24 protein-coding genes are annotated in these 24,751 nt (G+C 45.6%); 14 read left to right on the forward strand and 10 right to left on the reverse strand.

Annotation, left to right across the window (positions count from 1 at the left end; translation table 11 throughout):
* From C8R30_RS09340 to C8R30_RS09360, 5 genes are all read left to right on the forward strand, one after another.
* Entirely contained in the window at positions 1 to 921 is a 921-nt protein-coding gene (locus C8R30_RS09340; RefSeq protein ID WP_107790006.1) for an NAD-dependent epimerase/dehydratase family protein, read from the forward strand.
* Positions 922 to 957: 36 nt separating this feature from the next.
* Positions 958 to 1,188 (forward strand): acyl carrier protein, encoded by a 231-nt coding sequence (locus C8R30_RS09345; protein ID WP_258191975.1) that lies wholly within the window; start codon positions 958 to 960, stop codon positions 1,186 to 1,188.
* The gene (gene spt / locus C8R30_RS09350) at positions 1,185 to 2,372 is read left to right on the forward strand and encodes a serine palmitoyltransferase (RefSeq protein WP_107790007.1); all 1,188 of its coding nucleotides are present in this window, start codon (positions 1,185 to 1,187) and stop codon (positions 2,370 to 2,372) included. Before C8R30_RS09345 ends, spt begins: the two co-directional genes overlap by 4 nt.
* 61 nt (positions 2,373 to 2,433) lie before the next feature.
* Positions 2,434 to 3,186, forward strand: coding sequence for a peptidoglycan editing factor PgeF (pgeF, locus tag C8R30_RS09355; RefSeq protein ID WP_090668822.1), 753 nt, complete (start codon positions 2,434 to 2,436; stop codon positions 3,184 to 3,186).
* A 227-nt stretch (positions 3,187 to 3,413) separates the two neighbouring features.
* A complete protein-coding gene (locus C8R30_RS09360) occupies positions 3,414 to 4,208 on the forward strand; it encodes a ZIP family metal transporter (RefSeq protein ID WP_090668825.1) in 795 nt (264 codons plus the stop codon).
* A 35-nt stretch (positions 4,209 to 4,243) separates the two neighbouring features.
* Here the strand turns inward: C8R30_RS09360 and C8R30_RS09365 are convergent, their stop codons facing one another.
* From C8R30_RS09365 to C8R30_RS09410, 10 genes are all read right to left on the reverse strand, one after another.
* Positions 4,244 to 6,865: a glycosyltransferase family 39 protein gene (locus C8R30_RS09365; RefSeq protein ID WP_090668827.1), complete on the reverse strand. Its 2,622-nt coding sequence runs from the start codon at positions 6,863 to 6,865 to the stop codon at positions 4,244 to 4,246.
* 48 nt (positions 6,866 to 6,913) lie between these two features.
* The gene (gene mltG / locus C8R30_RS09370) at positions 6,914 to 7,924 is read right to left on the reverse strand and encodes an endolytic transglycosylase MltG (RefSeq protein ID WP_107784195.1); all 1,011 of its coding nucleotides are present in this window, start codon (positions 7,922 to 7,924) and stop codon (positions 6,914 to 6,916) included.
* 15 nt (positions 7,925 to 7,939) lie between these two features.
* Positions 7,940 to 9,181 (reverse strand): beta-ketoacyl-ACP synthase II, encoded by a 1,242-nt coding sequence (gene fabF / locus C8R30_RS09375; protein ID WP_107790008.1) that lies wholly within the window; start codon positions 9,179 to 9,181, stop codon positions 7,940 to 7,942.
* A gap of 33 nt (positions 9,182 to 9,214) precedes the next feature.
* Complete coding sequence (gene acpP, locus C8R30_RS09380; protein ID WP_046849580.1) at positions 9,215 to 9,460, reverse strand: acyl carrier protein; 246 nt, start codon at positions 9,458 to 9,460, stop codon at positions 9,215 to 9,217.
* 178 nt (positions 9,461 to 9,638) lie between these two features.
* Positions 9,639 to 10,379, reverse strand: coding sequence for a 3-oxoacyl-ACP reductase FabG (fabG, locus tag C8R30_RS09385; RefSeq protein WP_177182319.1), 741 nt, complete (start codon positions 10,377 to 10,379; stop codon positions 9,639 to 9,641).
* A gap of 29 nt (positions 10,380 to 10,408) precedes the next feature.
* Positions 10,409 to 11,347, reverse strand: a complete 939-nt coding sequence (gene fabD, locus C8R30_RS09390) for an ACP S-malonyltransferase (RefSeq protein ID WP_090668838.1) — start codon at positions 11,345 to 11,347, stop codon at positions 10,409 to 10,411.
* A gap of 10 nt (positions 11,348 to 11,357) precedes the next feature.
* Positions 11,358 to 12,314 carry a beta-ketoacyl-ACP synthase III gene (locus C8R30_RS09395; RefSeq protein WP_090668841.1) on the reverse strand — a complete coding sequence of 319 codons (957 nt, stop codon included), beginning with the start codon at positions 12,312 to 12,314 and terminating at the stop codon, positions 11,358 to 11,360.
* Positions 12,315 to 12,319: 5 nt separating this feature from the next.
* Positions 12,320 to 13,366 carry a phosphate acyltransferase PlsX gene (gene plsX, locus C8R30_RS09400; RefSeq protein ID WP_090668844.1) on the reverse strand — a complete coding sequence of 349 codons (1,047 nt, stop codon included), beginning with the start codon at positions 13,364 to 13,366 and terminating at the stop codon, positions 12,320 to 12,322.
* A gap of 84 nt (positions 13,367 to 13,450) precedes the next feature.
* Positions 13,451 to 13,633 (reverse strand): 50S ribosomal protein L32, encoded by a 183-nt coding sequence (gene rpmF / locus C8R30_RS09405; RefSeq protein WP_090668846.1) that lies wholly within the window; start codon positions 13,631 to 13,633, stop codon positions 13,451 to 13,453.
* 17 nt (positions 13,634 to 13,650) lie between these two features.
* Positions 13,651 to 14,163, reverse strand: a complete 513-nt coding sequence (locus C8R30_RS09410) for a YceD family protein (protein WP_090668849.1) — start codon at positions 14,161 to 14,163, stop codon at positions 13,651 to 13,653.
* A gap of 63 nt (positions 14,164 to 14,226) precedes the next feature.
* Between C8R30_RS09410 and C8R30_RS09415 the strand changes: the two genes are divergently transcribed.
* From C8R30_RS09415 to C8R30_RS09455, 9 genes are all read left to right on the forward strand, one after another.
* Entirely contained in the window at positions 14,227 to 14,823 is a 597-nt protein-coding gene (locus C8R30_RS09415) for a Maf family nucleotide pyrophosphatase (RefSeq protein ID WP_107784196.1), read from the forward strand.
* A gap of 132 nt (positions 14,824 to 14,955) precedes the next feature.
* The gene (locus tag C8R30_RS09420; protein ID WP_090668855.1) at positions 14,956 to 15,330 is read left to right on the forward strand and encodes a hypothetical protein; all 375 of its coding nucleotides are present in this window, start codon (positions 14,956 to 14,958) and stop codon (positions 15,328 to 15,330) included.
* Positions 15,331 to 15,533: 203 nt separating this feature from the next.
* Positions 15,534 to 16,922, forward strand: coding sequence for a TolC family protein (locus tag C8R30_RS09425; protein WP_107790009.1), 1,389 nt, complete (start codon positions 15,534 to 15,536; stop codon positions 16,920 to 16,922).
* Between the two features lie 3 nt (positions 16,923 to 16,925).
* Positions 16,926 to 18,467, forward strand: a complete 1,542-nt coding sequence (locus tag C8R30_RS09430; RefSeq protein ID WP_107790010.1) for an efflux RND transporter periplasmic adaptor subunit — start codon at positions 16,926 to 16,928, stop codon at positions 18,465 to 18,467.
* A 32-nt stretch (positions 18,468 to 18,499) separates the two neighbouring features.
* Positions 18,500 to 21,679, forward strand: coding sequence for an efflux RND transporter permease subunit (locus C8R30_RS09435; protein ID WP_107790011.1), 3,180 nt, complete (start codon positions 18,500 to 18,502; stop codon positions 21,677 to 21,679).
* A gap of 331 nt (positions 21,680 to 22,010) precedes the next feature.
* The gene (locus tag C8R30_RS09440) at positions 22,011 to 22,430 is read left to right on the forward strand and encodes a hypothetical protein (protein ID WP_090668866.1); all 420 of its coding nucleotides are present in this window, start codon (positions 22,011 to 22,013) and stop codon (positions 22,428 to 22,430) included.
* 17 nt (positions 22,431 to 22,447) lie between these two features.
* On the forward strand, positions 22,448 to 22,753 hold the full coding sequence (locus tag C8R30_RS09445; RefSeq protein WP_090668869.1) for an HPr-rel-A system PqqD family peptide chaperone: 306 nt from the start codon (positions 22,448 to 22,450) through the stop codon (positions 22,751 to 22,753).
* On the forward strand, positions 22,743 to 23,651 hold the full coding sequence (locus C8R30_RS09450; RefSeq protein ID WP_107790012.1) for an HprK-related kinase A: 909 nt from the start codon (positions 22,743 to 22,745) through the stop codon (positions 23,649 to 23,651). The genes C8R30_RS09445 and C8R30_RS09450 overlap by 11 nt, the downstream gene beginning before the upstream one ends.
* Positions 23,644 to 24,750 (forward strand): nucleotidyltransferase domain-containing protein, encoded by a 1,107-nt coding sequence (locus tag C8R30_RS09455; protein WP_107784201.1) that lies wholly within the window; start codon positions 23,644 to 23,646, stop codon positions 24,748 to 24,750. The genes C8R30_RS09450 and C8R30_RS09455 overlap by 8 nt, the downstream gene beginning before the upstream one ends.
* Position 24,751: the final 1 nt, after the last annotated feature.

Genomic DNA, 24,751 nt, shown 5'->3' on the forward strand with positions numbered 1-24,751 from the left:
ATGTCAGAAGTGGTGGCAGTAACAGGTGCCACTGGATTTATTGGTCAAGTATTGCTTGATCTCTTGTTAGAAAGAGGATGCCGAGTTCGTGCGCTGACTCGACATCCTCTTTCTGTTAAACGAGAGAATTTGGAGTGGGTTCACGGAAATCTAGATGATCATGATTCTCTACGTAAACTTGTTGCAGGGGTATCTGCTGTAATCCATTGTGCGGGTGTCGTAAGAGGAAACTCTCTGGAGAGTTTCTGGCGTTACAATGTTGACGGTACAGATAATCTATTGCGGGCAATCATAGATCAAAAAATTAAGCCGCGTTTTCTGTTCATATCCTCATTGGCAGCCAGAAAATCCAATCTTTCGTGGTATGCCACAAGTAAATTTGAAGCCGAGCGAGTGGTAAATAATTATTCTCATGAATTTCCCTGCACGATCTTGCGTCCTGCCGCAGTATATGGACGTGGGGACAAAGAGCTAAAACCACTTTTTGAAGCAACACGCTATGGCTTACTGCCTGTTGTCGGTCATCTGAACAATCGCTTCGGTTTGTTGCATGTGGATGATCTGGTTGCAGCCATATATTGCTGGTTCTCTGCGGATGAACCTGTCAAAGGACTATTTGAGATTGACGATGGTACGCCAGGGGGGTATACCTATCAATTGGTTGCATCTATTGCACAAGATATACTGGGAAAACCTGTAAGATGTATTCAATTCCCTGAGGGGTTAGTTCGACTGATTGCAAACATAAATTTATCGTTATCAAAATTGCTGAATTATTCGCCTATGTTGACTCCTGGTAAAGTAAATGAGTTGCAGCATCCTGATTGGGTGTGTGACACCATGCCTCTGAAAAGAGATTTGGTTTCCTGGTATCCGAATTTACGCCTCTGTGATACATTGCCACAATTAATTAAACACTAATTTCAATGCATGGTAGACATTAATCAGGAAGACATCTTGCGTCTTTTGGCCCAACGTTTAGCGAGTTTCGCAAACCCTGAATTAGAGATTACGCCTGATACCAATCTCATAACTCAATTAGCGATCGATTCTATTAAATTGCTCAATCTTATCATGGAATTGGAAGATCATTTTGATATCTCAATTCCTTTAAATGCGCTAACAGATGTCGTTACCGTGCGCGATCTTGCCAATTTGGTTTACAAACTCAAATTAGATTCAAAATGAGCTTACTAGAAAAACTGGATGCGGCGGCATCTGCCAGGATAGCGCAGCTCCCATCTGGGTTGGGTGCTTTTGGTATACCTATCGAAGAAATCTATTCTCCAACAGAAGCAAGAATTGGCACAAAGCGTATACTGCTTTTGGGTACCAATAATTATCTTGGGCTTAGCTTTTCACCAGAATGCCGCAAAGCAGCTCACGAGGCAATAGATCAAGAAGGAACAGGTACAACAGGTTCACGCATGGCAAACGGAAATTATTCCGGACATCGCGCGCTCGAGATGGAGTTTGCCGATTTTTACCAATGCCGTTCCTGTATTGTTTTTACAACAGGCTATCAAGCCAATCTTGGAACGATATCGGGATTGATTGGTCCGGGTGATGTGGCATTGATTGATGGAGACTCTCATGCCAGTATCTATGATGGCTGTGTCTTAAGTGGAGCGGATATTATTCGCTTCCGGCATAACGATGTAATTGATCTTGAAAAGCGCCTGCGGCGGTTAGGTGAGCGAAGTAAAAACACCCTTATTATCGTGGAGGGTATTTATAGCATGTTGGGTGATCAGGCCCCACTGGCTGATATCGTTAGGCTGAAAAAGGCTTATAACAGTACTTTATTGCTCGATGAGGCGCATTCACTTGGTGTATTGGGCGAAACCGGGCAAGGTCTGGCTGAAAAGTATGGCCTTATTGGCGAAGTTGATTTTATTACCGGTACTTTCAGTAAAAGTTTATGTGGTATTGGAGGGTATTGTGTCAGCAATCACCCGCAGCTTGATCAATTGCGCTACGTGAGCCACCCTTATATTTTTACAGCATCACCTTCGCCAGCTACGATCGCGGCAACGCGCGCTGCCTTAAAACTATTGAAAAATGGTCGGGAATTACGAGAACGGTTATGGGAGAATGCTAGGCAGCTATACTCGCACCTTCAGGCACTTGGTTATCAAGTCAGCCCTGAACCTGGCCCTATCGTAGCAACGATTTTAGATAGCCCTCAGCAGGCTTTAGCATTATGGAAAGGACTGCTTGAGAACGGTATCTATGTAAATCTGATTCTTCCTCCTGCGGCCCCTGAAGGAAAATCATTGGTAAGATGCAGTGTAAACGCAGCGCATACTACCAAACAAATAGAGTATGTTTGTGAAGTGTTTTCTCGGCTTTATTCATCAATTATTCAATGAGTGCTATAGGTAAACCCCATAGCGTACTCCACTTTTTTGGAACATAGCCTTGACTCGCACAATGTATGATTGGATCACACCAAATTGGCCATCACCGCCCAATGTTAAAGCTATATTTACTACCCGAACCGGTGGTGTGAGTAAAAACTACAATGGGATCTACTCAGGATTAAATTTGGGTGATCATGTAGATGATGATGAATTGTCGGTGCGACATAATCGTGCTTTACTTCGTAGCTACTTGCCAAGTGAGCCTTACTGGCTAAAACAAGTACATGGTGTAAGACCTATTTGGATAGATAACGACGATACCCATCTAGAAGGTGATGCAGCATTAAGTCGATGTGGTGGAAGGGTATGCGCAATCTTGGTAGCGGATTGTCTGCCAATATTATTATGCGATTCAGTAGGAAGTGTGGTGGGTGCTGTGCATGCGGGTTGGCGAGGACTGGCAGGTGGCGTGATCGAAAATACAATTTCTGAAATGGTTCGTAAAGATGCGGAGATAATTGCTTGGCTCGGCCCTGCAATTGGCCCTAAGCACTTTGAAGTCGGCGAGGAAGTGAGGGAAGTTTTTTTAAAGCATGATAGCGCATCATCCTCTGCATTTACTTCTACTTCCAATGGTAAGAAATGGTATGCGGATTTATTTACTTTGGCCAGGCAACGATTGAAAGATGTTGGTGTTAATAGAGTTTATGGTGGAGATGAGTGTACTTTCAGTAATCCAGAGCGATTTTATTCGTATCGCAGAGATGGTATAACAGGAAGAATGGCAGCATTAATCTGGTTGGCAGATACAGCCCTTGAATGATGCGCATCCATTATATTGTGAGCACGATTAAGCGCGTGATATATAAATTCTAACCGGTTTAGGATGAACCTTTCTTTTGCGTCATTCCATAGAATAAATCTATTCTCGGACAACCTCCTAGTAGCGCTTCTAACATAACAGAATTGCCCCAAATCTAACCTCCGAGTTGTTAGCACCTTATTTAGTAAACAAACTTGTTTCTTTCTTGATTTTCTAGAAATAATTCTATGTCAACCTTATCCTGGATCATTCTCTCTGGCCTACTTGGCGGTTTGTTGAGTATTCTACTTGCAGCGCTGTTGACCTTAAAAGCCCGTAGTTCTTGGCTATCGATTCTTGTTTCATATGCAATCGGTGCGTTGCTCGGCGCAGCGTTTTTGAACACGCTTCCAGAGGCATTAGAGCTCTCAGACGATCCTAAGCAAATTACAATGATCGTCCTGCTAGGAATCTTCATTTTTTTTATTCTGGAAAAACTTGTTTTGTGGCGGCATTGTCATATGGAAGATTGCGAAGCGCATGATCTGGGACATCACCATCCGATTTATAAGCTCGAAGGTGATCAAGGACGCAGCGGCTTGATGATCACGCTAGGAGATACTTTTCATAATTTTGTAGATGGTGTGCTGATTGCAGCGGCCTTTATGGTCGATACACAATTAGGTATCGTTACAGCAATTGCCATTATTGCGCATGAAATACCTCAGGAAGCGGGCGATTTTATTATCTTGCTTAACTCGGGTTATAGCCGCACCCAGGCATTGCTGCTTAATTTGCTGTCGAGTGCAGCAACGCTAGTAGGAGGAGTACTCGCCTATTTTATGCTAAACCTGCTCAATGGTCTCGTGGTTCCGATGCTTGCTATTGCGACGGCCTGTATGATTTATGTCGCGATGTCGGATCTGATTCCAAGTTTGCATAAGCGGCCTGAGCTTACCGCGACTACTCAGCAGGTCATATTAATTAGCTTTGGGATTGGCTCAATCTGGCTAATTGAGTCCTTGCTCAAACATAGCCACTAAAGCTGATTATGGTAACAGTTTAATTTTTTAGGCCTTTATCTCATGTTATGGGAGAGGGTTGACATTTCATTGCCACGATATCCCTGTGCCGTGCGGTAATATAAACAACGGAGCGGCGTACCATTCCGTGTCACTATTTTATAGTGGATAGGGCTTGGCTCGTGGAGCATAAGATCAATTTCATTTCCAGCCCGATTGCGCTCAAGTACATCACGCTTCATGCCTACTAATATAAGCGGACGGTCTGTAGGTGGCTGCGAGGGGTACCAGAAATCATACATGGCACCGCTCTCACCAAACGTATTTCTTGATCGAATGTCCAATCCAACATTGTTTTTATTATAGAATGACAACGCGCTTGCGATTGACCATTTGCTCATACCAACAACAATGGGTATTTCCCCCGTTTGTGACTGAATTTCCTCTGCAATTTTTTCAACTTCAATGGCTGCTTCTTTCCAGAAATAATGCTCGGAAAGATATTGATAAGGTATTCCTGGAATACCTAGCACGACATAATGTAGAACTAACGCGTATGCAAGTAGCGAAATGATAATAGTGGGGTGCCATATTGCACGTAAATGACTTGAAAGCTTATTAAGGGCAGGGCGAGTTTGGCCCATCATCCATGCCATAGTTGGCAAAATGGCGAGCCAAACTGGGCTGGTCCAATGAAACCGGGGAGTATCAAATGTGCTGATGCCCATAAATATAATCAGTGGAATACCGGTGAATACCAGCACAAATAAATTGCGTCTACGCTCATTGTCGTGTCTATCCATGTCATCTTTGCTGGCAGCGTAGCGGAGCGCCTGGAGGGCAGCGTATAGGCCTACCGGTGTCAAAATGATTGCGATATAAAAAAGTAAGTAATGAACAGAAAAAACGGATCCCCCTCCCCCCAATCTTTCGGTCTGAAATAAAAACGAAACCCAGTTATTCTCAAAATTCCAAATAATAACGGGAGAAAATAGCAATAGTGCGAGTGTTGCTGACAGGTAAGGATGGGGGCGCTTCATCCAACGGCGTGCTATTGGATCAAGGATAACAAACAGCAAAGCGGCGATTCCTAATAAACCTAGGGTATATTTGGATAGTAGACCTAAGCCAAAAGCAATCCCCATTCCCAGCCATGCTGTAGAACGGCCAGCGATAAGAGCCCGCTCCATGTAATATAAGGTTGCCGCCCAAGCTGCGATCAATGGCGCGTCGGGTGTCATGACTAATCCGGAGGCAAAACCAAATGGCAACACAGAAAAAAGGAGGATTGCTCGCATACCTGTAGACTTATCATATAAGTTACGGGTCAATGCATATAAGTAGCCCATAGCAATCAAGCCACAAACAAATGCACCAATTCTTACACCAAATTCATTCTGGCCGACAAGTGCGGTGCCTAACCAAATCAACCATGCAACCATCGGAGGGTGGTCGAAGTAGCTCAGATCCATATGTTGAGCATATTGCCAGTAGTAGGCTTCATCAGGGATAAGCTGGGCTAAACCAAGATAAATTAAACGCAATGAAACTGCAAATAGCACAATACCTACTGCGGCTACCCGCCAACGTATATCGAGTGATGGGCGATTTCCATTTACTGGAAAAACATAAAAGGCGGAGCCGAGATAATTGACGATAGCAGTTGCGGCAATTGCCGGGAAAATGGCAATTCCAGCCGGTATATTCCAACTATAGACAAGTAATGCAAGCACTCCTCCGCGCAGTAATAGTGCGAACAATCCCACAGTCAGAAAGCGGCTAAATTGGTGCCAAGTCAGATAGCCTTTGCTGTGTGACCGAAATGACCACTTAGAGTTGAGTGTGTAATTAATGGTAACGGCTGCGAGAAAGCTTGTTATGTGCGCTAATGCCAGACCAGCCTCCCAATTTAGCATCCATTGAAAAACTAAAGCATCGACAAAAACACCCAGAAAGCCAACTATGGCAAAGCGACTAGCTGTGCCGAACGATACAGTACCGCCAGCTAAACTAATCAATCGCTGTAGGTAAATTAAATGATGTGAAAGTGAAAGTTTGGAAGTGCCGTGAGTTCGGTCATGAAAGCTAATGGGAACTTCTATAAAATTAAGTTTATTTTGGCCCGTCATCAGGAGTTCAAGAAGAATCTTGTAGCCACGGGCATTTTCGGGGATATTTGTAATAAGCTCTCGGCGGCAGGCAAAGAAGCCGGAAGTTGCATCATTCACATCACAAATTGGGCGTGCACAGAACCCACCCAGCCGAGATAACCATTGCCGGTAAAAAGGCCAACCTTGAGTACTTCCACCTGCGACATAACGGCTTCCTATCGCAACATCGTAGCGACCTTCCAAAACCGGAGCAACGATCGAAGGCAGTTGTTCAGGTAAATGACTTAAATCAGCATCCATGACTACGATAACGTTGCTTCTAGCTGTGGCTGCCCCCTCGATAATGGATGCTGCCAGGTCTGGTTTTGCTCGTCTTTCAACGAGATGGATATTATTATTGCGTGCTTCCCATCTGCGTATTTTTTCTTGAGTACCATCCTTTGAGCCATCATCCACAAAGATAATCTCAAAGTTCTCTGAAAACACTTTGAGCGCGAGCAGGCGTGTTACCAGTGAATCTATATTTTCTGATTCATTCAGAGTAGGGATAATTATGGAGAACAGCATTATTTCACTTTGCAAAATAGATAGTTTTGAATAGACGCATTGTGGTGGCTACCGTTTCTGGTATTTTTGTACAGCGCGATTATGGTCTTGCAGATTAGTTGAAAAATGCGATTCACCGTTTCCTTTTGCAACAAAATAGAGTGCGTCGGTTTCTGCGGGATTGAAAGCGGCCCGAATGGAAGGTAGTCCAGGCATGGCAATTGGAGAAGGAGGAAGTCCTGATCGTGTATAGGTATTATATTCTTGATCAGTGAGCAAGTCTCGCTTGCGCAAGTTTCCATCAAAATTACTACCCATTCCGTAAATGACAGTTGGATCAACTTGTAGTCGCATGCCTAATTGCAAACGATTGACTAATACTCCGGCAATCAAGCTGCGATCACTTTCTTTCCCTGTCTCCTTTTCGATGATAGAAGCTAAAATTAATCCCTCATATTCTGATTTAATTGGGAGGGATTCTTTACGGGACGACCACGCAGCTTTTAAATGTTTGTGCATTTTTTGATAGGCGCGCTTTAATATATCGACATCGCTACTATTCCTTACAAAAAAATAAGTGTCGGGGAAAAAAAGTCCTTCAGCTTTTTCTTCAGTAGCACCAATGAGTTGAAGGATTTCTTGCTCATTGAGATGAAGCGTGTCATGTTTGATCGATGGATGCTGGTATAACGCTTCTCTCATCTGAGAGAATGTCCAGCCCTCAATAAAACGTATCTGATTTTGCTTAACATCACCTTTAACAAGGTACTCTAATATCTGTATAGGTGATACATTCTCAGTCAATACATAATCGCCTGCTTTTACAGAGGATTCATGGCCAAGTATTTTTGATAGCAAAATAAAAGACCAGGCATTGGGCAATAAACCGTCCCTGGTTAATTGATGAGCAATACTTCGAAAACTACTACCTCGTTCAATTGAAAACTCATAGGGGGTGGCTGGTAACCTGCTTGTCGTATTTACCAGATAATAAAACCAGCCGACTAAGAAGAAAAACCCAAGAAGGGTGATTACAATAAGATACTTCAGTGTATGAAATAGGCGTTCTGGTATCCGCATACGCCAATTTATAAGTTAAATTTTACGAAACGCCAAAGTGCCGTTAGTTCCTCCAAATCCAAAAGAATTGGATATCGCTACATTTATTTTCAAATCCCTGGCGGTATTGGGAACATAGTCTAAGTCACACTCTGGATCGGGATCAAAAAGATTGATAGTGGGAGGTACAATCTGATGGTATAAGGCAAGAATAGAGAAAATTGCCTCTATCCCCCCTGCAGCTCCCAGCAAATGCCCGGTCATTGATTTTGTAGAATTGATGGCAAGCTTTTTGGCATGATCGCCAAAACATCTTTTTATCGCTATGGTTTCTGCAATATCACCCAAAGGAGTTGATGTGCCATGAGCATTGACATGATCAACTTCATCAGAATTGATTTCCGCTACCCTTAGTGCATTCGTCATGCATCGAGCGGCACCTTCACCATCTTCACAAGGCGCTGTCATATGGTTCGCATCGGCACTCATACCGAACCCGATGAGTTCGGCATAAATTTTTGCATCTCGCCGTTTTGCATGCTCAAATTCCTCTAAAACAATAATACCCGCACCTTCACTCAGCACAAAACCATCTCTTCCTTTATCCCAAGGGCGACTTGCTGAGGCAGGGTCATCGTTGCGCACTGACAACGCGCGTGCTGCAGAGAATCCACCTATGGCGAGCGGGGTAACGCATGACTCGGCGCCTCCGCAAACCATAATATCAGCATCTCCATATTCAATCATGCGCGCAGAACTTCCTATGGTATGAGTGGAAGTCGTACACGCCGTCACGATTGCTAAATTTGGGCCTTTGTACCCAAACATGATAGACAGATTACCGGATATCATGTTGATGATCGTGCTGGGAATAAAAAATGGAGAGATCTTACGTGGGCCGCTCGCATGATAGGCGATATCAGTGTTCTCAATCATAGGCAGCCCCCCGATACCTGAACCGATATTAACACCGATACGTTCAGGATCAAGTTTTGTCAGATCTTCGATGGCAGCATCTTTAATTGCCTGAATTGCCGCTGCCATGCCGTAATGAATAAAAATATCCATACGGCGCGCCTCTTTTGCAGACAGGTAATCTGTAATTTCAAAATTCTTTACTTCACCGGCAATTTGTGACGAAAAAGCCGAAGCATCGAAACGAGTGATGCGAGTAATGCCCGATTTCCCGGAAACGATGTTCTGCCAGGCATCGGACACATTGTTGCCTACAGGCGAAACAATCCCTAATCCGGTAACAACTACCCTACGTTTGGACAAAAAAGAACTCCAGTAGAAAAAGATAGAGAAAAATTAGTGAGATGTGTGTTGATTGACGTAATCGATCGCTTCTTGAACAGTATTAATCTTTTCGGCTTGCTCATCAGGAATTTCACATTCAAATTCTTCTTCCAATGCCATGACAAGCTCTACGGTATCGAGCGAGTCGGCACCTAAGTCGTTTACAAATGACGACTCATTTTTGACATCTGCCTCATTTACGCCTAATTGCTCAGCTACAATCTTTTTGATCCGTTGCTCAATATCTGTATTTTCCATCTATGCACCCTTCCTTTCTACGTGAGAAAATCTTAGCTATTCTAACAAATTTCCTATACTAACAAAACTAACACCAGCGTTTGCTCATGCCCGTCCCAATCAACTCAGCAACACATCATGTATTCTATTGGGTTTTGGGCATAGGCTTAAATTAAAAAGAGTTTTTGTAAAAGGTTAATTAATCCATATACATTCCGCCATTAATATGTAAAGTGGTGCCTGTAATATAGCTTGCTGCAGGAGAAGCAAGAAAAGCAACTGCAGCGGCAATATCGGCGGGTTGTCCTAACCTGCCTAAGGGTATGTGCTGAATGAGATTCTGTTGCTGCTCTGCAGATAGCGACCGAGTCATATCTGTTTCGATGAAACCTGGTGCAACGCAATTAATCGTGATGTTTCTGCTGCCTACTTCCCGTGCAAGGGATTTGCTAAAGCCAATTATGCCAGCCTTGGCAGCAGCGTAATTGGTTTGACCGGGGTTACCGGTCACACCTACGACTGATGAGATGTTGATAATACGGCCAGAGCGTGCTTTCATCATGGCACGTAGGACAGCGCGACTGAGATAGAATATGGATTTCAGGTTAGTTTCCATAATCTCATCCCATTCTTCATCTTTCATCCTGGCCAACAAATTGTCGCGAGTGATGCCCGCATTATTGACTAATATGCTGATTTCTCCAAATTCCTTGCGTGTTGTTTCAATAGCATTGTTAATTTGGGCCAGATCATTAACATTCATCGCTAAACCCTTGCCCTTCAGGCTAGCTTCTTTGAGGTATTGACTAATGTGTTCCGCGCCATCAGAAGTGGTTGATGTGCCTATCACTATGGCCCCTTGTTTGCCAAGCTCCAAGGCAATAGCTTGACCTATTCCTCGACTTGCACCTGTAACCAGAGCTATTTGCGTATCTAACATAATTTTCTACCAGATAGTTTGATCGAAGCTTATTTCAATATATCGATTGTACGCCTTATTATTTCACTGTCAGTAAGCGATAGATTATTCAATTTTGTATCGATGCGTTTAGTTAGCCCAGTTAAAACTTTTCCAGGGCCGCATTCGATTACATGGCTAACGCCCGCAGAAGTAAAGGCACGTATTGTTTCAACCCACCGTACTGGTCGATAGAGCTGCTGGGCCAGAATTTCTCTAATAGATGATGTGTCTGGATGAGGCTGGATATCTACATTGTGTAAGATGGGGATAATAGGTGCTTGAAACGAAATGGTCTCAAGTAATGAACGCATTCTTTCTGCTGCTGGTTTCATTAAAGAGCAATGAGAAGGGATGCTCATTGGCAGCAATGCCGTTAATTTGGCGCCTCTTTCTTTTGCCAAGATCATTGCACGCTGGACGGCATGCTTATGTCCGGCAATGACAACTTGTCCGGGGGAGTTGAAGTTTGCCGGCTCTAATGATTCTTCTTTGCTTTCGCTTATGCTTTCGGAGCAGATTGTTTGAACTTTGTCATCGTCTAACCCGACAATTGCAGCCATTCCTCCCACACCTTCAGGAACACAATCCTGCATGACTTCTGCGCGATAACGAACCAGTCGTAACGCATCGGTAAACGTCAACGCTTTTGAGGCAACGAGCGCTGTATATTCTCCAAGACTGTGGCCCGCCATATAGTCGGGTTGTTTTCCTCCAAGCATCTCCCACGCGCGATAAACTGCAAACCCGGCAGTCAGCATGATCGGTTGTGTATTGACGGTTTGATTCAACGCCTCTGCGGGGCCTTGATTGACAAGAGACCACATGTCTTGCTCGAGAATATCGGACGCTTCGTGGAAGGTTTCTTGTATCAAGGATAAATCAGCATAGTGACTCATCATGCCAATTGATTGCGAGCCTTGTCCAGGAAAAACAAATGCAGTTTTCATGATCGTGTCATTACCAGCGTAACAGGATTGAACCCCAAGTGAAACCGCCACCCACACCCTCGAGCAATATACATTGATTCGATTGAATACGTCCGTCACGCACTGCAATATCCAATGCCAATGGAACTGAAGCAGCAGAGGTATTTCCATGCTGATCGACGGTCGTAACCACTTTTTCCATAGGAATGCCGAGCTTCTTAGCAGTTGATTTGATTATCCGGATATTAGCTTGATGAGGGATCAGCCAATCAATATCGGATGTTTGCAAATTATTGGCAGTAACGGCCTCAGTAACGGCTTCCTCGAGTACTTTGACTGCAAATTTGAAGACAGCGTTACCTTCCATCGTGATGAAAGGTGTGCCTTGAATTTTTCCACCGCATATATTGCCCGGTGCGGCCAACAGTTTGTTATGACTGCCGTTGGCGTGCAAATGACTCGAAAGTATTCCAGGCTGATTGCTTTGGGTTAATACAACAGCCCCTGCGCCATCGCCAAATAGTACGCACGTGCTTCGGTCTGTCCAGTCAATTATGCGTGAATAAACCTCAGTGCCAACCACCAATGCATGTTTGCATTTACCTGAACTAACAAACATATCCGCTGTGGCCAAAGCGTAAATGAAGCCACTGCAGACTGCCTGCACATCAAATGCTGGGCCGCCGGTAATGCCAAGCTTGTCTTGTAAGATGCAGGCTGTGCTTGGAAAAATCATATCCGGAGTGGTTGTGGCTAAAATGATGAGCTCTATTTCTTGGGGTTGGATACCGGCTGCGTCAATGGCGCGGCGGCTTGCTTCAAGCGCCAGATCGCTCGCTAGTTGCTGGTCAGCTGCTATGTGCCGCTGAACAATGCCGGTACGTGCGCGTATCCATTCGTCACTCGTGTCGACCATACGCTCGAGATCAAGGTTAGTCAGGATTTTTTCGGGTAAATAACTCCCTGTGCCAATGACTCTTGAATACATTTTTTTCATTCAGCAGTGACAGAATTAAGTTTATTTTTTTTGACGTGGTGTTGCAGCTCTGCTATGTGCTCACTAATGTGGCGCAGCATCCCACCGCGTACTTCTTCAGCAGCGCGTTTGATGGCAGCGCTGAATGCCTGTTTATCTGCAGAACCGTGGCTCTTGATAACAATCCCGCGTAGCCCTAGAAGGCTGGCGCCATTATACTGGCGATGATCGACACGGCGTTTGAAGGCATTGATAACGGGTAAAGCCACCAACCCTGCAAATCTTGTCAAAAAATTACGCTTAAATTCTTGACGCAAAAAAGTTGCAAGCATTTGTGCAACACCTTCCGAGGTTTTTAGGGCGACATTGCCAACGAAGCCATCACATACTACGACATCTGTCGTTCCTTTGTAGATATCATCGCCTTCAATGTTTCCGTAAAAATTCAACCCGCTCTCACGGAGGAGCTCTGCCGCTTGCTTGACCACTTCATTTCCTTTGATGTCTTCCTCGCCGATGTTGAGTAAGCCGATACTGGGAGATTTTTTATTTTCGACGGACGCGACCAATGTGGCGCCCATCATGCCGAACTGGAGCAGATGTTCCGCGGTACAATTAACATTCGCACCTAAATCTAATATGTAAGTATGTCCGGTAATGGTAGGCAAAACAACAGCAAGCGCAGGCCGATCGATCCCGGGAATCGTTTTCAGAACAAACCGAGAAGTCGCCAATAGTGCGCCTGTATTCCCCGCACTGATACATGCTTGCGCTTCTCCGCTTTTGACTAAATTGATCGCAACACGCATAGAAGAATCTTTTTTGTTGCGCAAAGCGAGTGCGGGCGGCTCATCCATCCCCACCACCTCGCTTGCCGCATGCATGCGTATCCGTGTTCCAAGTGGCTTATTGAGTGCATGGAGTTCGGCCTCGATTGCAGCAGGAATACCAACTAAAATGACATCAATTTCTGGGTCATCGAGCGCATACTCAACTGCTGAAGGAACGGTTACATGCGGGCCATGATCACCACCCATACAATCAATCGCGACAGTAATATTCACTTTTATTATTCTTGTAACGTACTATGTGATCGAATTGCGTAAGGAGGTCTGCTATGCGAAGCCGGAGTCAGGGGATATTGGAAATTATTCGTCGTTTTTGGTTTTGATGACTTTTCTGCCACGATAATACCCATTGGGGCTAATATGGTGGCGTAAGTGTACTTCTCCAGTAGACGGTTCGATGGCTAGTGGAGGGTTGGTCAAGAAATCGTGAGATCGATGCATACCGCGTTTCGAGGGTGATTTTTTATTTTGTTGAACGGCCATTTATGTTGACTCCAAAATTAAGCTTTAGTGAATTTATTCTTCAGTGATTCCAGTGAATGCTGTTCCATTAATTTTGTCGACTCCGGTACATTGTTAGCGACATTGCCGATTGAGCATTCATCTTCTCGATGTCGGGGAGCGATGGGTAAGCTGAGAATGATTTCATCTTCAATGAGTATGAGCGCATCCATCTCGTGAGATGCTAGAATGGCATCAACCGAGCTGTCTTCGTCATAATATGCGAGTTCATCTTCATTTTTTGCAATTAATAAATCAGTTTTTATATTAAGATCATGCTCCAGCTTGCCGAGGCAACGTTGGCAGCATAGCGCAATCACGCCATTAATCGTTATTTTGAGTGTTGACCTGCCCTTTTCATCAAAGATTCCGTTTATCGAGTACGCGATCTTGCCAGAGTGGTCTGATAAGAACGTGCGTAAACGTTCTAATTCAGCGGGCAGAATTTTACCACGATGTACGCCTGCATTGCGGATAAAATTGAGAGTGTCTATGATGAATTGTTTAGACATAAACTTGGCATGCTATATTTTTTGTAATTGAGTGTCAAAATTTATTGTTAATATTATAACATTTTGAAAACACAGTATGTTCACCCAAGGTTGATTCTGGGATCGAGTTCCTTATATCGCCGCGAACTGCTTGAGCGTCTCAAGTTACCGTTCGAAACAGTAAATCCAGCAATCGACGAAACTCCCTTGTTGAATGAAAAACCTGAAGATACGGCATGTAGGCTTGCTGAAACCAAAGTACGCGCTATCGCATCCCAGTTTTCTGATGCGCTTATCATAACTGCTGATCAGGTAGCGGTGCTGGAAGGGGTGCAATTGGGTAAGCCACTGAATCACGCAAATGCGCTCAAACAATTGCAGTTTATGCGCGGGAAAGAGGTTGTTTTTCATACTGCATTGTGCCTATTGAATAGCCGCTCAAATCGATTGCAAATGAGGCGTATTCCTTATACGGTTAAATTCCGCGAACTAAGTGATCAGCAAATAGAGGGCTATTTAGCTAAAGAACAACCTTATCACTGTGCGGGAAGTGCGAAATCCGAGGGATTGGGGATTGCGCTGATCGAGCGCATGTCCGGCGATGATCCCAATGCTTTGATCGGGTTGCCGCTGATAGCTTTAGTGGATATGCTCATGGAGGAAAAAGTAGCTGTGCTATAAAACATTGCTTTACAGACATACGAAGATCATTTAGCCTGATATTGATGAGATAAGAGACGATAGGAGTAAAAAGTAACGATGGCGGCCATATTCAGCGGCGCAGTGAGTAAAGAATAGTTATCATCAGAGGTTATGCGTAAACACTTAGCGATCAATTCTGTCATCCTGCTATTTTTCGTAAGCATGCTTACAAATACACTAGGATGGGCATTCAATGATAAAGTTATTGCCCATGAATTGGAGCATCACTACAATGCTGCCTTATTTACTGCTGATCCACAAACGCACCTCGAATTTCATCGCTTGCTGGGCGATGAAGGTGAGCTGGATGCTGCAACGCATTTATGTCTACATGCGGCAGGCCAATTCCTGCCTTTTTTCTTGAATTCGGATTTACTCATCATTCCACCGGTAACTGAAGCAAAAAATCCGATAATGCTCGTATCTGCGAGCATGCCTGAATCGATTCCTGATTCTCTTTTCCATCCTCCCAGAAATATATCCTAGCAAGAAGTGAACTGACCAGCCTCGTGAGCTGTAAAGAGGTGGGCTTGCACGCGCTCTGTACCTGTGTGCACTTTTATTCAATATCAAGCTTGATAAGTAAAAGTAGCGGGTTGGGTCAGTCAGCGAGATTTGGCAATGCGAATAGTGGATGCGCCGCGGTGATCGTAAGTCGCGGTGTGTTTTCTTTGTAGGGAATGAATTCCATGAAAATTAAACAGCGGTATTGTTTGCCGTATGGGCTACAAGCTTTGATCGTTTTTTTGTTATTAGCTTTTTCTTACTCATTTAAAGTAATGGCAAACCCTGGCGGTGCGGTAAGTTTGGGTGTGATGGGTTCTTCATATCAGGCTGGGCCGATGCCAGTGGATGAAAGTACCCATTTATCTCTACGGGATGTGTTGCAATTGATGCTGCAACATAATCCCGAGTTGGCATCTTTTTTCAAGGAAGTACTTGCTTTTGAAGGCACAAAGCTTCAGGCAAGCAGGTTTAGAAATCCAGAACTTGCGGTCGAAGCCGAAGATGTCAATTCTTCTAATCCAGCAATACAGCGATTCACGACTTTTCGTATCAGCCAGCTCATTGAGCTAGGCGGGAAGCGGGGTGCCCGGATGCATGTCGCCTCTTTAGGACAGGCGCTAGCCGATAAAAGCTACGAAGTAAAGAAATTGGAACTGATAGCGAGAACAGCCAATACTTTTATCGATGTGTTGGCGGGGCAAGAGCGGTTGAGAGTGGCAGAAGAGACGTTGCAGCTGACGCGGAAAGTCGTTGATTCGGCAAATAAGCGGGTCGTGTCAGGCAAGGCGCCCCCGATCGAAGAAACGCGATCTAAAGTAGCGCTCTCAACGGCAAATATTGAACTTGAACAAGCACGTAGAGATTTGGTGTCGGCGCGTACGCAACTGTCGTTGCTTTGGGGAAGCACCTCCCCTCGATTCGGAAAAGCGCTGGGTAATCTAGAGTCAACCGTTCAGATTCCTCCTTTTGAAGTACTTGAGCGCAAAATTCTTGATAATCCTTTGGCGCAACGTGGCGTAACCAATGTCGAGCATCGCAAAGCGATCGTTGAGTTAGAAAGGACGCGTCGTATTCCAGACTTAACGCTTGGCGGAGGATTGAGGCGTTATCTGGTAACCGAGGATACGACTGCTGTTATGAATCTTTCTATTCCGATTCCGTTATTTGACCGCAATCAAGGGAATCTGCAAGAGGCACATCAGCGGTTGAACAAGGCTAGAGATGAGCAGGCAGCAGTTGATTTGCTGTTGAGAACAGAGTTGACCCGTGCTTATCAAGCGTTGCTCGCTGCGCAGAATGAAATCAGGTTGCTGCAAGATGAGGTATTGCCGGGCGCTAGAAGTGCATTCGAAGTAGCGAATAGAGGTTATGAGTTGGGGAGGTTTAGTTTTCTCGAGATGCTCGACGCGCAGCGTGCCTTATTCCAGAATCAAATTTTGTATGTACGTTCGCTTGCTAATTATCAGCGGCTTATCAATGAGATAGAGCGTCTGATTGCGGCGCCGATCGATGATCCGGCAAATAGCGTGCATGACCGCCCGTCGACTGAAAGTCGGGAACAAAAGGAGTAGGAAATGGAAAAAACGAGATGGGTGCCAATCGCTGTTGTGATTATCATCGGGGCCGTTTTGGGCGGACTGATTCTGATGACGGATAAGACTGATCCGCATGGCTTGCTTGATAACGAGGTCAGCCCAGCAGGGGAAGAGCATGGCAATCTTTTTTCTGAAAAGTTAAAAGCAGCGGAAGGTGAGCAAGATGGACCAATCCGAGGGCCCCAGGGCGGTATGTTGTTTACCTCGGATAATTTTGGCGTTGAAGTGATGATCTTTGAAAAGGGCGTGCCGCCTCAGTTCCGAGTTTATCTTTACCATCAGGGTAAACGGCTTGCTCCCGCTGAGGCCAGCGTTTCCATTACGCTGACACGGTTGGGTGCTTCTGCGCAATTTTTTCGATTTACCCCAGAAGGCGACTATCTTGTTGGTGATCAGGAAGTTGACGAGCCCCATTCTTTCGATTTGGCCATTGCTGCGGAATGGAATGGTAGAACATTTCGTTGGGGATATAGTCAGGTAGAGGCGCGTGTGGAAATGTCAGATGAAACACTCAAGAGCGCGGGAATTGAAATTGAGAGTGCAGGCCCGGCTATCATCAAACCTACGCTGAGGCTGCCAGGTGAGATCACATTTAATGAACATACTATCCTGCAGGTTGTTCCCCGTTTAGCCGGTATGGTGACCGCTGTCGAGCGTCATCATGGTCAGCATGTCCAGGCGGGAGAAGTATTGGCTGTCATCGAGAGCCCCATGCTGGCTGATTTGTATAGTCAGTATCTCGTTGCTCGAAAGCGACTGGCATTGGCGAAAACCACCTATGAACGTGAAAAGCAATTGTGGGAAGAAAAAATAACGGCTAAACAGGAGTATCTCACCGCGCAACAACAATGGGAGGAGGCCGGCATTGCTTTGGAACTTGCGGCAGAGAGATTGCGTGCGTTGGGCGTGAAACCCGAAGCGAGTCATACAGGGAAAAATTTGGCCCGCTACGAAATCCGTGCACCCATACCTGGCATCATCACAGCCAAGGCCATCGTTCTGGGAGAAGCGGTGAAGGAAGACAAGGCGATTTACACCATAGCGGACGTTTCGACAGTTTGGGCTGCGATCACGGTTTATCCAAAAGATTTGAACATTGTGAGTGTTGGGCAGCAGGCAATAATTAAAGCAACGGCCTTCGAGGTTGAGGGAGAGGGTGTCATCACTTATGTCACAACGCTGATAGGCGGGCCCACGCGAGCGGCTACAGCGCGTGTCGAACTCGATAATCGTGATGGGAAATGGCGGCCTGGGATGTTCGTCAATGCCGAATTGGTAGCGGAAGAAATAGAAGTGCCCGTCGCAGTTTCAGTAGAAGCGATTCAAACACTCCATGATTGGTCGGTTGTATTTGGCCGCTATGGCCCTTATTTTGAGGCGCGTCCATTGGAGCTTGGCCGAAGCGATGGAAAAATGGTCGAGGTGTTAAAAGGGCTGACAGCTGGTGAAAAGTATGCCGTTGGTAACAGTTTTGCTATCAAAGCTGAGCTAGGTAAAGCGGGTGCAAGTCATGACCATTAATTTGCTTAGTGATCAGTACGGGGCCAGCAACCATGCTTGAACGTATTTTAACAATTTCCATTTATCAGCGCTGGCTCGTTTTGGTGTTCGTCATGATGATCGCGGCGATGGGTTTGTACAGCTACCAGAAGCTACCTATAGATGCCGTTCCCGATATTACGAATGTTCAGGTGCAAATCAACACGGTCGCAGCGGGATTTTCGCCAGTGGAGGTCGAGCAGCGTGTCACTTTTCCGGTTGAAACGATCATGGCCGGCCTGCCCGATCTTGATTATACCCGTTCGCTTTCGCGTTATGGTTTGTCTCAAGTGACTGTAGTATTTAAAGATGGCACAGATGTCTACTTTGCGCGTCAATTGGTCAGCCAACGCATCCAAGAAGCAAAAGGCAGGTTGCCGGTGGGGATCGAGCCAACAATGGGTCCCATTTCTACCGGGCTTGGAGAGATATTCATGTGGACGGTCGATGCGGAAGAGACGGCTCGCAAGCCGGATGGAGGCGCTTACACGTCCACCGATTTGCGTGAAATCCAAGACTGGATCATTCGGCCTCAGTTGCGCATGGTTCAAGGTGTGACAGAAGTGAATTCGGTGGGGGGCTATGTCAAACAGTTTCATGTAACCCCCTATCCCGAGAAGCTCATTGCCTATGGTTTGACGATCCAGGACGTAGTAAGCGCGCTCGAAAGAAATAACCTGAACGTAGGTGCGGGTTACATTGAAAAACGGGGAGAGCAACATTTAGTGCGGTTGCCGGGTCAAGTTGCCAATCTGGATGAAATTGGCGATATTACGTTGGGTTCTCGACAAAATGTGCCGATACGGATCAAAGATGTGGCCGATATACTGATCGGCAAAGAGCTACGCACGGGTGCAGCTACGCAAAATGGCAGGGAAGTGGTATTGGGGACGGCGCATATGCTGATTGGGGAAAATAGCCGTGTCGTTTCCCAAGCGGTGGCCAAAAAGCTGGCCGAGATCAACCGCAACTTACCAGAAGGGGTTGCTGCGACCCCCGTATACAATCGTACTACGCTGGTTGATGGAACGATTCGGACGGTTGCCACCAACCTGACTGAGGGTGCCATTCTGGTCATTGTGGTGTTGTTCCTGATTCTAGGCAATATCCGGGCAGCACTGATAACGGCGCTCATTATTCCGCTATCTATGTTGTTTACTTTCAGTGGCATGGTGGTCAACCAGGTGAGTGCAAACTTGATGAGCTTGGGTGCGTTGGATTTTGGCATTATCGTGGATGGGGCCATCGTGATTGTAGAAAACAGTGTTCGGCGTTTAACTCAGGAACAAATGCGTCTCGGACGGGCGTTGACCCGAAGCGAGCGCCTGGAATTGGTGTTTTCTGCGACCATGCAAACGCGCCGGGCGCTGATCTATGGGCAAGCCATCATCATGATTGTGTACATCCCTATCTTTGCATTATCTGGCGTCGAGGGAAAGATGTTTCATCCAATGGCGTTTACGGTAGTGATAGCGCTATTGGGTGCGATGATATTTTCGGTGACATTTGTACCGGCCGCAATCGCACTCTTTTTAACAGGTAAGATCAAGGAAGAAGAAAGGTGGACTATTAGAGCGGCGAAGCGGATATACCAGCCTATGCTAGCTGCCGCCTTGCGTAATCAGGGGCTTACGGTAACGATTGCCATTGTAGTCGTTGTGCTATCCATTTTGCTGACGACGCGTCTGGGCAGTGAATTTGTGCCTAGTCTGAACGAGGGTGACATTGCATTGCATGCCATACGGATTCCAGGAACGAGCTTGACGACATCCGTAGAAATGCAGAATGAGCTCGAAAAAACCATCAAATCATTTGCGGAAGTGGAAAGGGTTTTCTCCAAAATTGGAACTGCGGAAATTGCCACCGACCCCATGCCACCAAGCGTGGCAGATATTTTTATCATTCTCAAGCCACAAACAGAATGGTCCGGCTCTTTTCGTACCAAAGATGAATTGATCGCTGCGATGGAAAAAGCGGTGAAACAAGTGCCAGGAAATAATTACGAGTTCACTCAACCTATCCAAATGCGTTTCAATGAATTGCTGTCGGGAGTGCGTGCTGATGTGGCGGTTAAGGTGTTCGGCGACGATATGGAAGTGTTGTTCGCCGTAGGAGAAAAAATAGAATCGCTCATTAAAACAGTTCCGGGTGCGGCCGATGTGAAGATTGAGCAGGTTACCGGGTTGCCAGTTCTTTCTATACAGATCGATCGCGCTAAGATTGCGCGCTTCGGTTTGAATGTGGCCGATATTCAAGATGCTGTCGAAATCGCGATCGGTGGTCGGAGTGCTGGTCTCATATTCGAGGGTGATCGCCGTTTCGCATTGCAAGTGCGACTACCCGAACATCTACGCGCGGATATTGAAGCGCTCAAGCGTTTGCCAATAGGCATACCCATTCAAAACCAGGGAGGGGCATCAGGCACGCTTCAAGCGGCAGCGTCAGCCTATGTTACGCTGGGCGAAGTGGCTTATTTTGAAATGACGCCTGGTCCCAATCAAGTGAGTCGGGAGAATGGTAAGCGCAGGGTCGTCGTGACTGCAAATATCCGGGGGCGGGATCTGGGCTCGTTCGTGAATGAGGCGCAGACATTGATTAAGGAGCAGATTCATATTCCTCCGGGCTACTGGGTTTCATGGGGAGGACAATTCGAGCAAATGATCTCGGCGGCGCAACGCCTGCAAATCGTTGTTCCAATCTCACTTGGTTTGATCTTTGTTTTGCTTTATACCATGTTCGGGAATCTTAGGGATGGACTGCTGGTTTTTACGGGGGTACCTTTCGCTTTAACTGGGGGTATCGTGGCATTATGGTTACGTGATATTCCTTTATCCATCTCTGCCGGTGTGGGGTTTATCGCGCTGTCCGGCATTGCGGTATTAAACGGCCTCGTTATGATATCGTTTATCCGTGATTTGCGACAAGAAGGGTTGACGTTGGATGAGGCGATACAGACAGGGGCGTTGTCCCGCTTGCGTCCGGTATTGATGACGGCGCTGACCGATGCGATTGGATTTGTTCCTATGGCATTGGCTACTGACATTGGTGCAGAAGTTCAGCGGCCTCTGGCAACAGTGGTGATCGGGGGGGTGATGTCTTGCACGGTGTTAACCTTGCTGGTACTGCCCGTCCTTTATCGATTGGCTTACCGGGGGCGAGAGAGGGAAGTCGATCCAGCCCGGATGCAACCCTGAGTTATTTTTTCGATCCGATATATTGTCTTGCGAATTGAGCGGTTAGACGAAATGTCGAGATTTTTTACAGGTGCACTATTGGGTGCTTTTGTAAACGCTGCTGGCGATTTTGTAACGCAATGATATTACTTGGTTAATTGGATTTAAGTGAATAAATGGCATGGTTATTGCATATAGTTAAGATAGGAGCTGCATCTCACATGCAAAAGTACGCACGAATGTAAGTACACAAGCTATAGATGATATATTGCGATCAATATGAAAAGCATCATTGATTATGAGCGGAAATACGAGGACAATGATTTCCTGTTCATCTTGAGGAGTTAAAGAGATGTCAGAAGATAAAGTAAAGAAACAAACAGATTTAGGAAGGGATTCTCCAGATAATACGCTGCAACAAAGCCGAAGGCGCTTGCTTAAAAACTCTGTTGCAATCCCGGTGATTATGACGCTGAGCAGTGGCGCGGCACATGCCGTGACCAGTAATTTGGTAAGCCCAAGTGAAACTGATATTTTTATGGTTGATGAGCAAGTAGCTTGTTTTGATATTGAAGAGGCAGTAGTTATAGATGATTTACATACAAAATATGATCTCGGTGAATCAAATTCAATAACTTATACTCTAGAAGAAGATGTGATGGCCTGTTCCAATAGGCAAGATATGTATGGGCCAGGAATAGTCATCTCTTCGGCTGCCTATTCATCGCTCAGTGGAAGGCCGAATGTGCAAATAATGCAAAGAATGTTGTGAGATAGCTAATTTTTGTAATGTTCTGGAGATCGACCGATTTTACTTCTCTTCTTATCGAAGAGTGGGAGGAAGAGTTTATCGTTTTCCAGCCAACTTCAGGGAAAACGCATTTTCTTAATAAATTGGGAATGCAGCTTCTCTTGGAGCTAGATAAATATCATCAATCGGCCTATTCCGAAGATCAAATTTGCCAGTGTCTCTTGGATCGATTCCAGCTGCAGTCAGCTCCACATTTCTTGGAACAAGTTAAGAAAACGCTGCGCCGTTTTGAAGAACTGGGTTTAGTTGAACAAGTTAAGCGAGATCCTGTGAGTGCGCGTTGAGCAAATACCCGCTGCAAGTTTTTTTTCATTGCTTTCCGAAGAGGGGCTTAGAATAAGGCTAGGGCCGTTCAATGTGCGAATAAGCACAAATCTTCGTCATTTAGCCGAGCAGCTTCACTTTCTCTATGCACATTATGAATTGGTTGAAGATGAAATTACAGAATTTCATGTAAAAATTGTATCGAAACGTTCTATCCCGCGCCCTTTTTCTGCATCTGTTCACTTTTTGGTCGACGACCAAGAACCTTTTCCTCCCGCTCCCGTTAACCAAGCATTAGCCATATTGGAATGGGGAATCAATCTGGCCATTGCTCTCCGAACTAATCATTTGCTGCTATTTCATTCTGCCGCAGTGGAGAGGAATGGGAACGTCTTGTTGCTGCCAGCTTGGCCGGGAAGTGGCAAGACAACTTTATGCACGGTACTTGCTCATCGTGGATTTCGATTATTTTCAGATGAATTTGGGCTCATGGATACTGAATGCGATGAGCTTCTTCCCGTTCCCCGACTCATGTCGCTCAAAAATCAGTCTATCGATGTCATCAAGCGCTATTTACCTGAAGCGTCAATGGGCCAAGCAATACCGCATACTCAGAAAGGGACGGTTGCGCATGTTCGGCCACCGCAAGAGAGTATCGAGCAGTCTGCAAAAACTGCAAAAGCGAGATGGATTATTTTCCCAAAATGGGTTGCCGATTCGCCATTGAGACTTGAGCGTTTACCCCAGTCTGAGGCTTTCCTGTTACTGGCGAGTAACTCATTTAATTATGAAATACTCGGTGAGGCAGCTTATAAAGCCGTTACTCGTCTAGTGAAAACGTGTCATTGTTATAAACTTGTCTATTCCGATTTTGATCGTGTTCTAACTGCGTTAAACGAATTGACCTACGGTGGGTAACTTCTCCAATCATCAAAAATTACTTCGTAATGCCTTGATCGATCCTGTCTCTGTACTCGATTACAGCATATCGGAATGGGAGTTGCTGTTACGTCTGGTCAGAAGGGTAAAACTCTTGGGACATTTAGCAATTGAGCTTGAGAGAAGGGGATTGTCGAATAAAATTCCTGTACGTGCAGCCAATCAACTGCGCTCTGGACTGATCAGAGCAAAAAAATTCCAGCAATTGGCGCGCTGGGAACTCGATAGAATTACTTGGGCATTGAAAGGTATGAATATCCCCGTCGTGGTGTTAAAAGGGGGGGCATATATGTTGGCAAGGCTTCCTTCAGCAGAAGGTCGGTTTTTCATTGATCTGGATATCATGGTCCCCCAAGAACAGTTGGATCAGGTAGAAGCATGTTTGCTGAAGCGAGGGTGGAGACATCGCGAGATTTCAACCTACGATGAACACTATTATCGGGCATGGAGTCAGGAGATTCCTGCGCTCATACATAGGGAACGGGAAACGGAGGTGGATATACACCATACCATCGCACCTGTGACGAGCCGGATTAGATTAGATGCGCGTTTATTATTCGATGATGCGATCACCGTTGGCAGCCCCGAATATCGGATACTCTGTCCTGTCGATATGGTGTTGCACTGCTCGGTCAATCTATTCCAGAACAACGAGCTGGCTGATGATTTGCGTGATTTGCTTGATCTGCACTCGATGCTGTGTGTGTTTCCTCATGAGGACACCCAATTTTGGGAAAAAATGATTAGCCGCGCTAACCAGCTACGTTTGGGGAGGCCGCTTTTTTATGGTATATGGTTTACGCGCATGATTTTCCAAACACCCGTACCAGAAAAAATAGAAAATACGCTGAATCAAAAGCCAGGGCTGTTTTCGCGATGGATAATGAACGCACTGGTTCCTTCTGCTTTATTGCCGTTGCACCCGGATTACCCAGCGAGATTTGCACAATTTGCGCGCTTTCTTTTGTATCTACGAAGCCATTGGATTAGGATGCCATTTCATTTGCTGATATCGCACCTTGCTTATAAATGCTATTTGAGGTTGCGCCCACCCAGTAAGCCGATGATCAAAAAGTGAG

Source organism: Nitrosomonas nitrosa, assembly GCF_003051105.1.
GTDB lineage: Bacteria > Pseudomonadota > Gammaproteobacteria > Burkholderiales > Nitrosomonadaceae > Nitrosomonas > Nitrosomonas nitrosa.

Excerpts from the sequence above, each read along its gene's own strand:
- C8R30_RS09340 (WP_107790006.1), top strand. The coding sequence starts at position 1 with ATGTCAGAAGTGGTGGCAGTAACAGGTGCCACTGGATTTATTGGTCAA.
- spt (WP_107790007.1), top strand. The coding sequence starts at position 1,185 with ATGAGCTTACTAGAAAAACTGGATGCGGCGGCATCTGCCAGGATAGCG.
- pgeF (WP_090668822.1), top strand. The coding sequence starts at position 2,434 with ATGTATGATTGGATCACACCAAATTGGCCATCACCGCCCAATGTTAAA.
- C8R30_RS09360 (WP_090668825.1), top strand. The coding sequence starts at position 3,414 with ATGTCAACCTTATCCTGGATCATTCTCTCTGGCCTACTTGGCGGTTTG.
- C8R30_RS09365 (WP_090668827.1), bottom strand. The coding sequence starts at position 6,865 with ATGCTGTTCTCCATAATTATCCCTACTCTGAATGAATCAGAAAATATA.
- mltG (WP_107784195.1), bottom strand. The coding sequence starts at position 7,924 with ATGCGGATACCAGAACGCCTATTTCATACACTGAAGTATCTTATTGTA.
- acpP (WP_046849580.1), bottom strand. The coding sequence starts at position 9,460 with ATGGAAAATACAGATATTGAGCAACGGATCAAAAAGATTGTAGCTGAG.
- fabG (WP_177182319.1), bottom strand. The coding sequence starts at position 10,379 with ATGTTAGATACGCAAATAGCTCTGGTTACAGGTGCAAGTCGAGGAATA.
- fabD (WP_090668838.1), bottom strand. The coding sequence starts at position 11,347 with ATGAAAACTGCATTTGTTTTTCCTGGACAAGGCTCGCAATCAATTGGC.
- C8R30_RS09395 (WP_090668841.1), bottom strand. The coding sequence starts at position 12,314 with ATGTATTCAAGAGTCATTGGCACAGGGAGTTATTTACCCGAAAAAATC.
- rpmF (WP_090668846.1), bottom strand. The coding sequence starts at position 13,633 with ATGGCCGTTCAACAAAATAAAAAATCACCCTCGAAACGCGGTATGCAT.
- C8R30_RS09410 (WP_090668849.1), bottom strand. The coding sequence starts at position 14,163 with ATGTCTAAACAATTCATCATAGACACTCTCAATTTTATCCGCAATGCA.
- C8R30_RS09420 (WP_090668855.1), top strand. The coding sequence starts at position 14,956 with ATGCGTAAACACTTAGCGATCAATTCTGTCATCCTGCTATTTTTCGTA.
- C8R30_RS09425 (WP_107790009.1), top strand. The coding sequence starts at position 15,534 with ATGAAAATTAAACAGCGGTATTGTTTGCCGTATGGGCTACAAGCTTTG.
- C8R30_RS09430 (WP_107790010.1), top strand. The coding sequence starts at position 16,926 with ATGGAAAAAACGAGATGGGTGCCAATCGCTGTTGTGATTATCATCGGG.
- C8R30_RS09435 (WP_107790011.1), top strand. The coding sequence starts at position 18,500 with ATGCTTGAACGTATTTTAACAATTTCCATTTATCAGCGCTGGCTCGTT.
- C8R30_RS09440 (WP_090668866.1), top strand. The coding sequence starts at position 22,011 with ATGTCAGAAGATAAAGTAAAGAAACAAACAGATTTAGGAAGGGATTCT.
- C8R30_RS09445 (WP_090668869.1), top strand. The coding sequence starts at position 22,448 with ATGTTCTGGAGATCGACCGATTTTACTTCTCTTCTTATCGAAGAGTGG.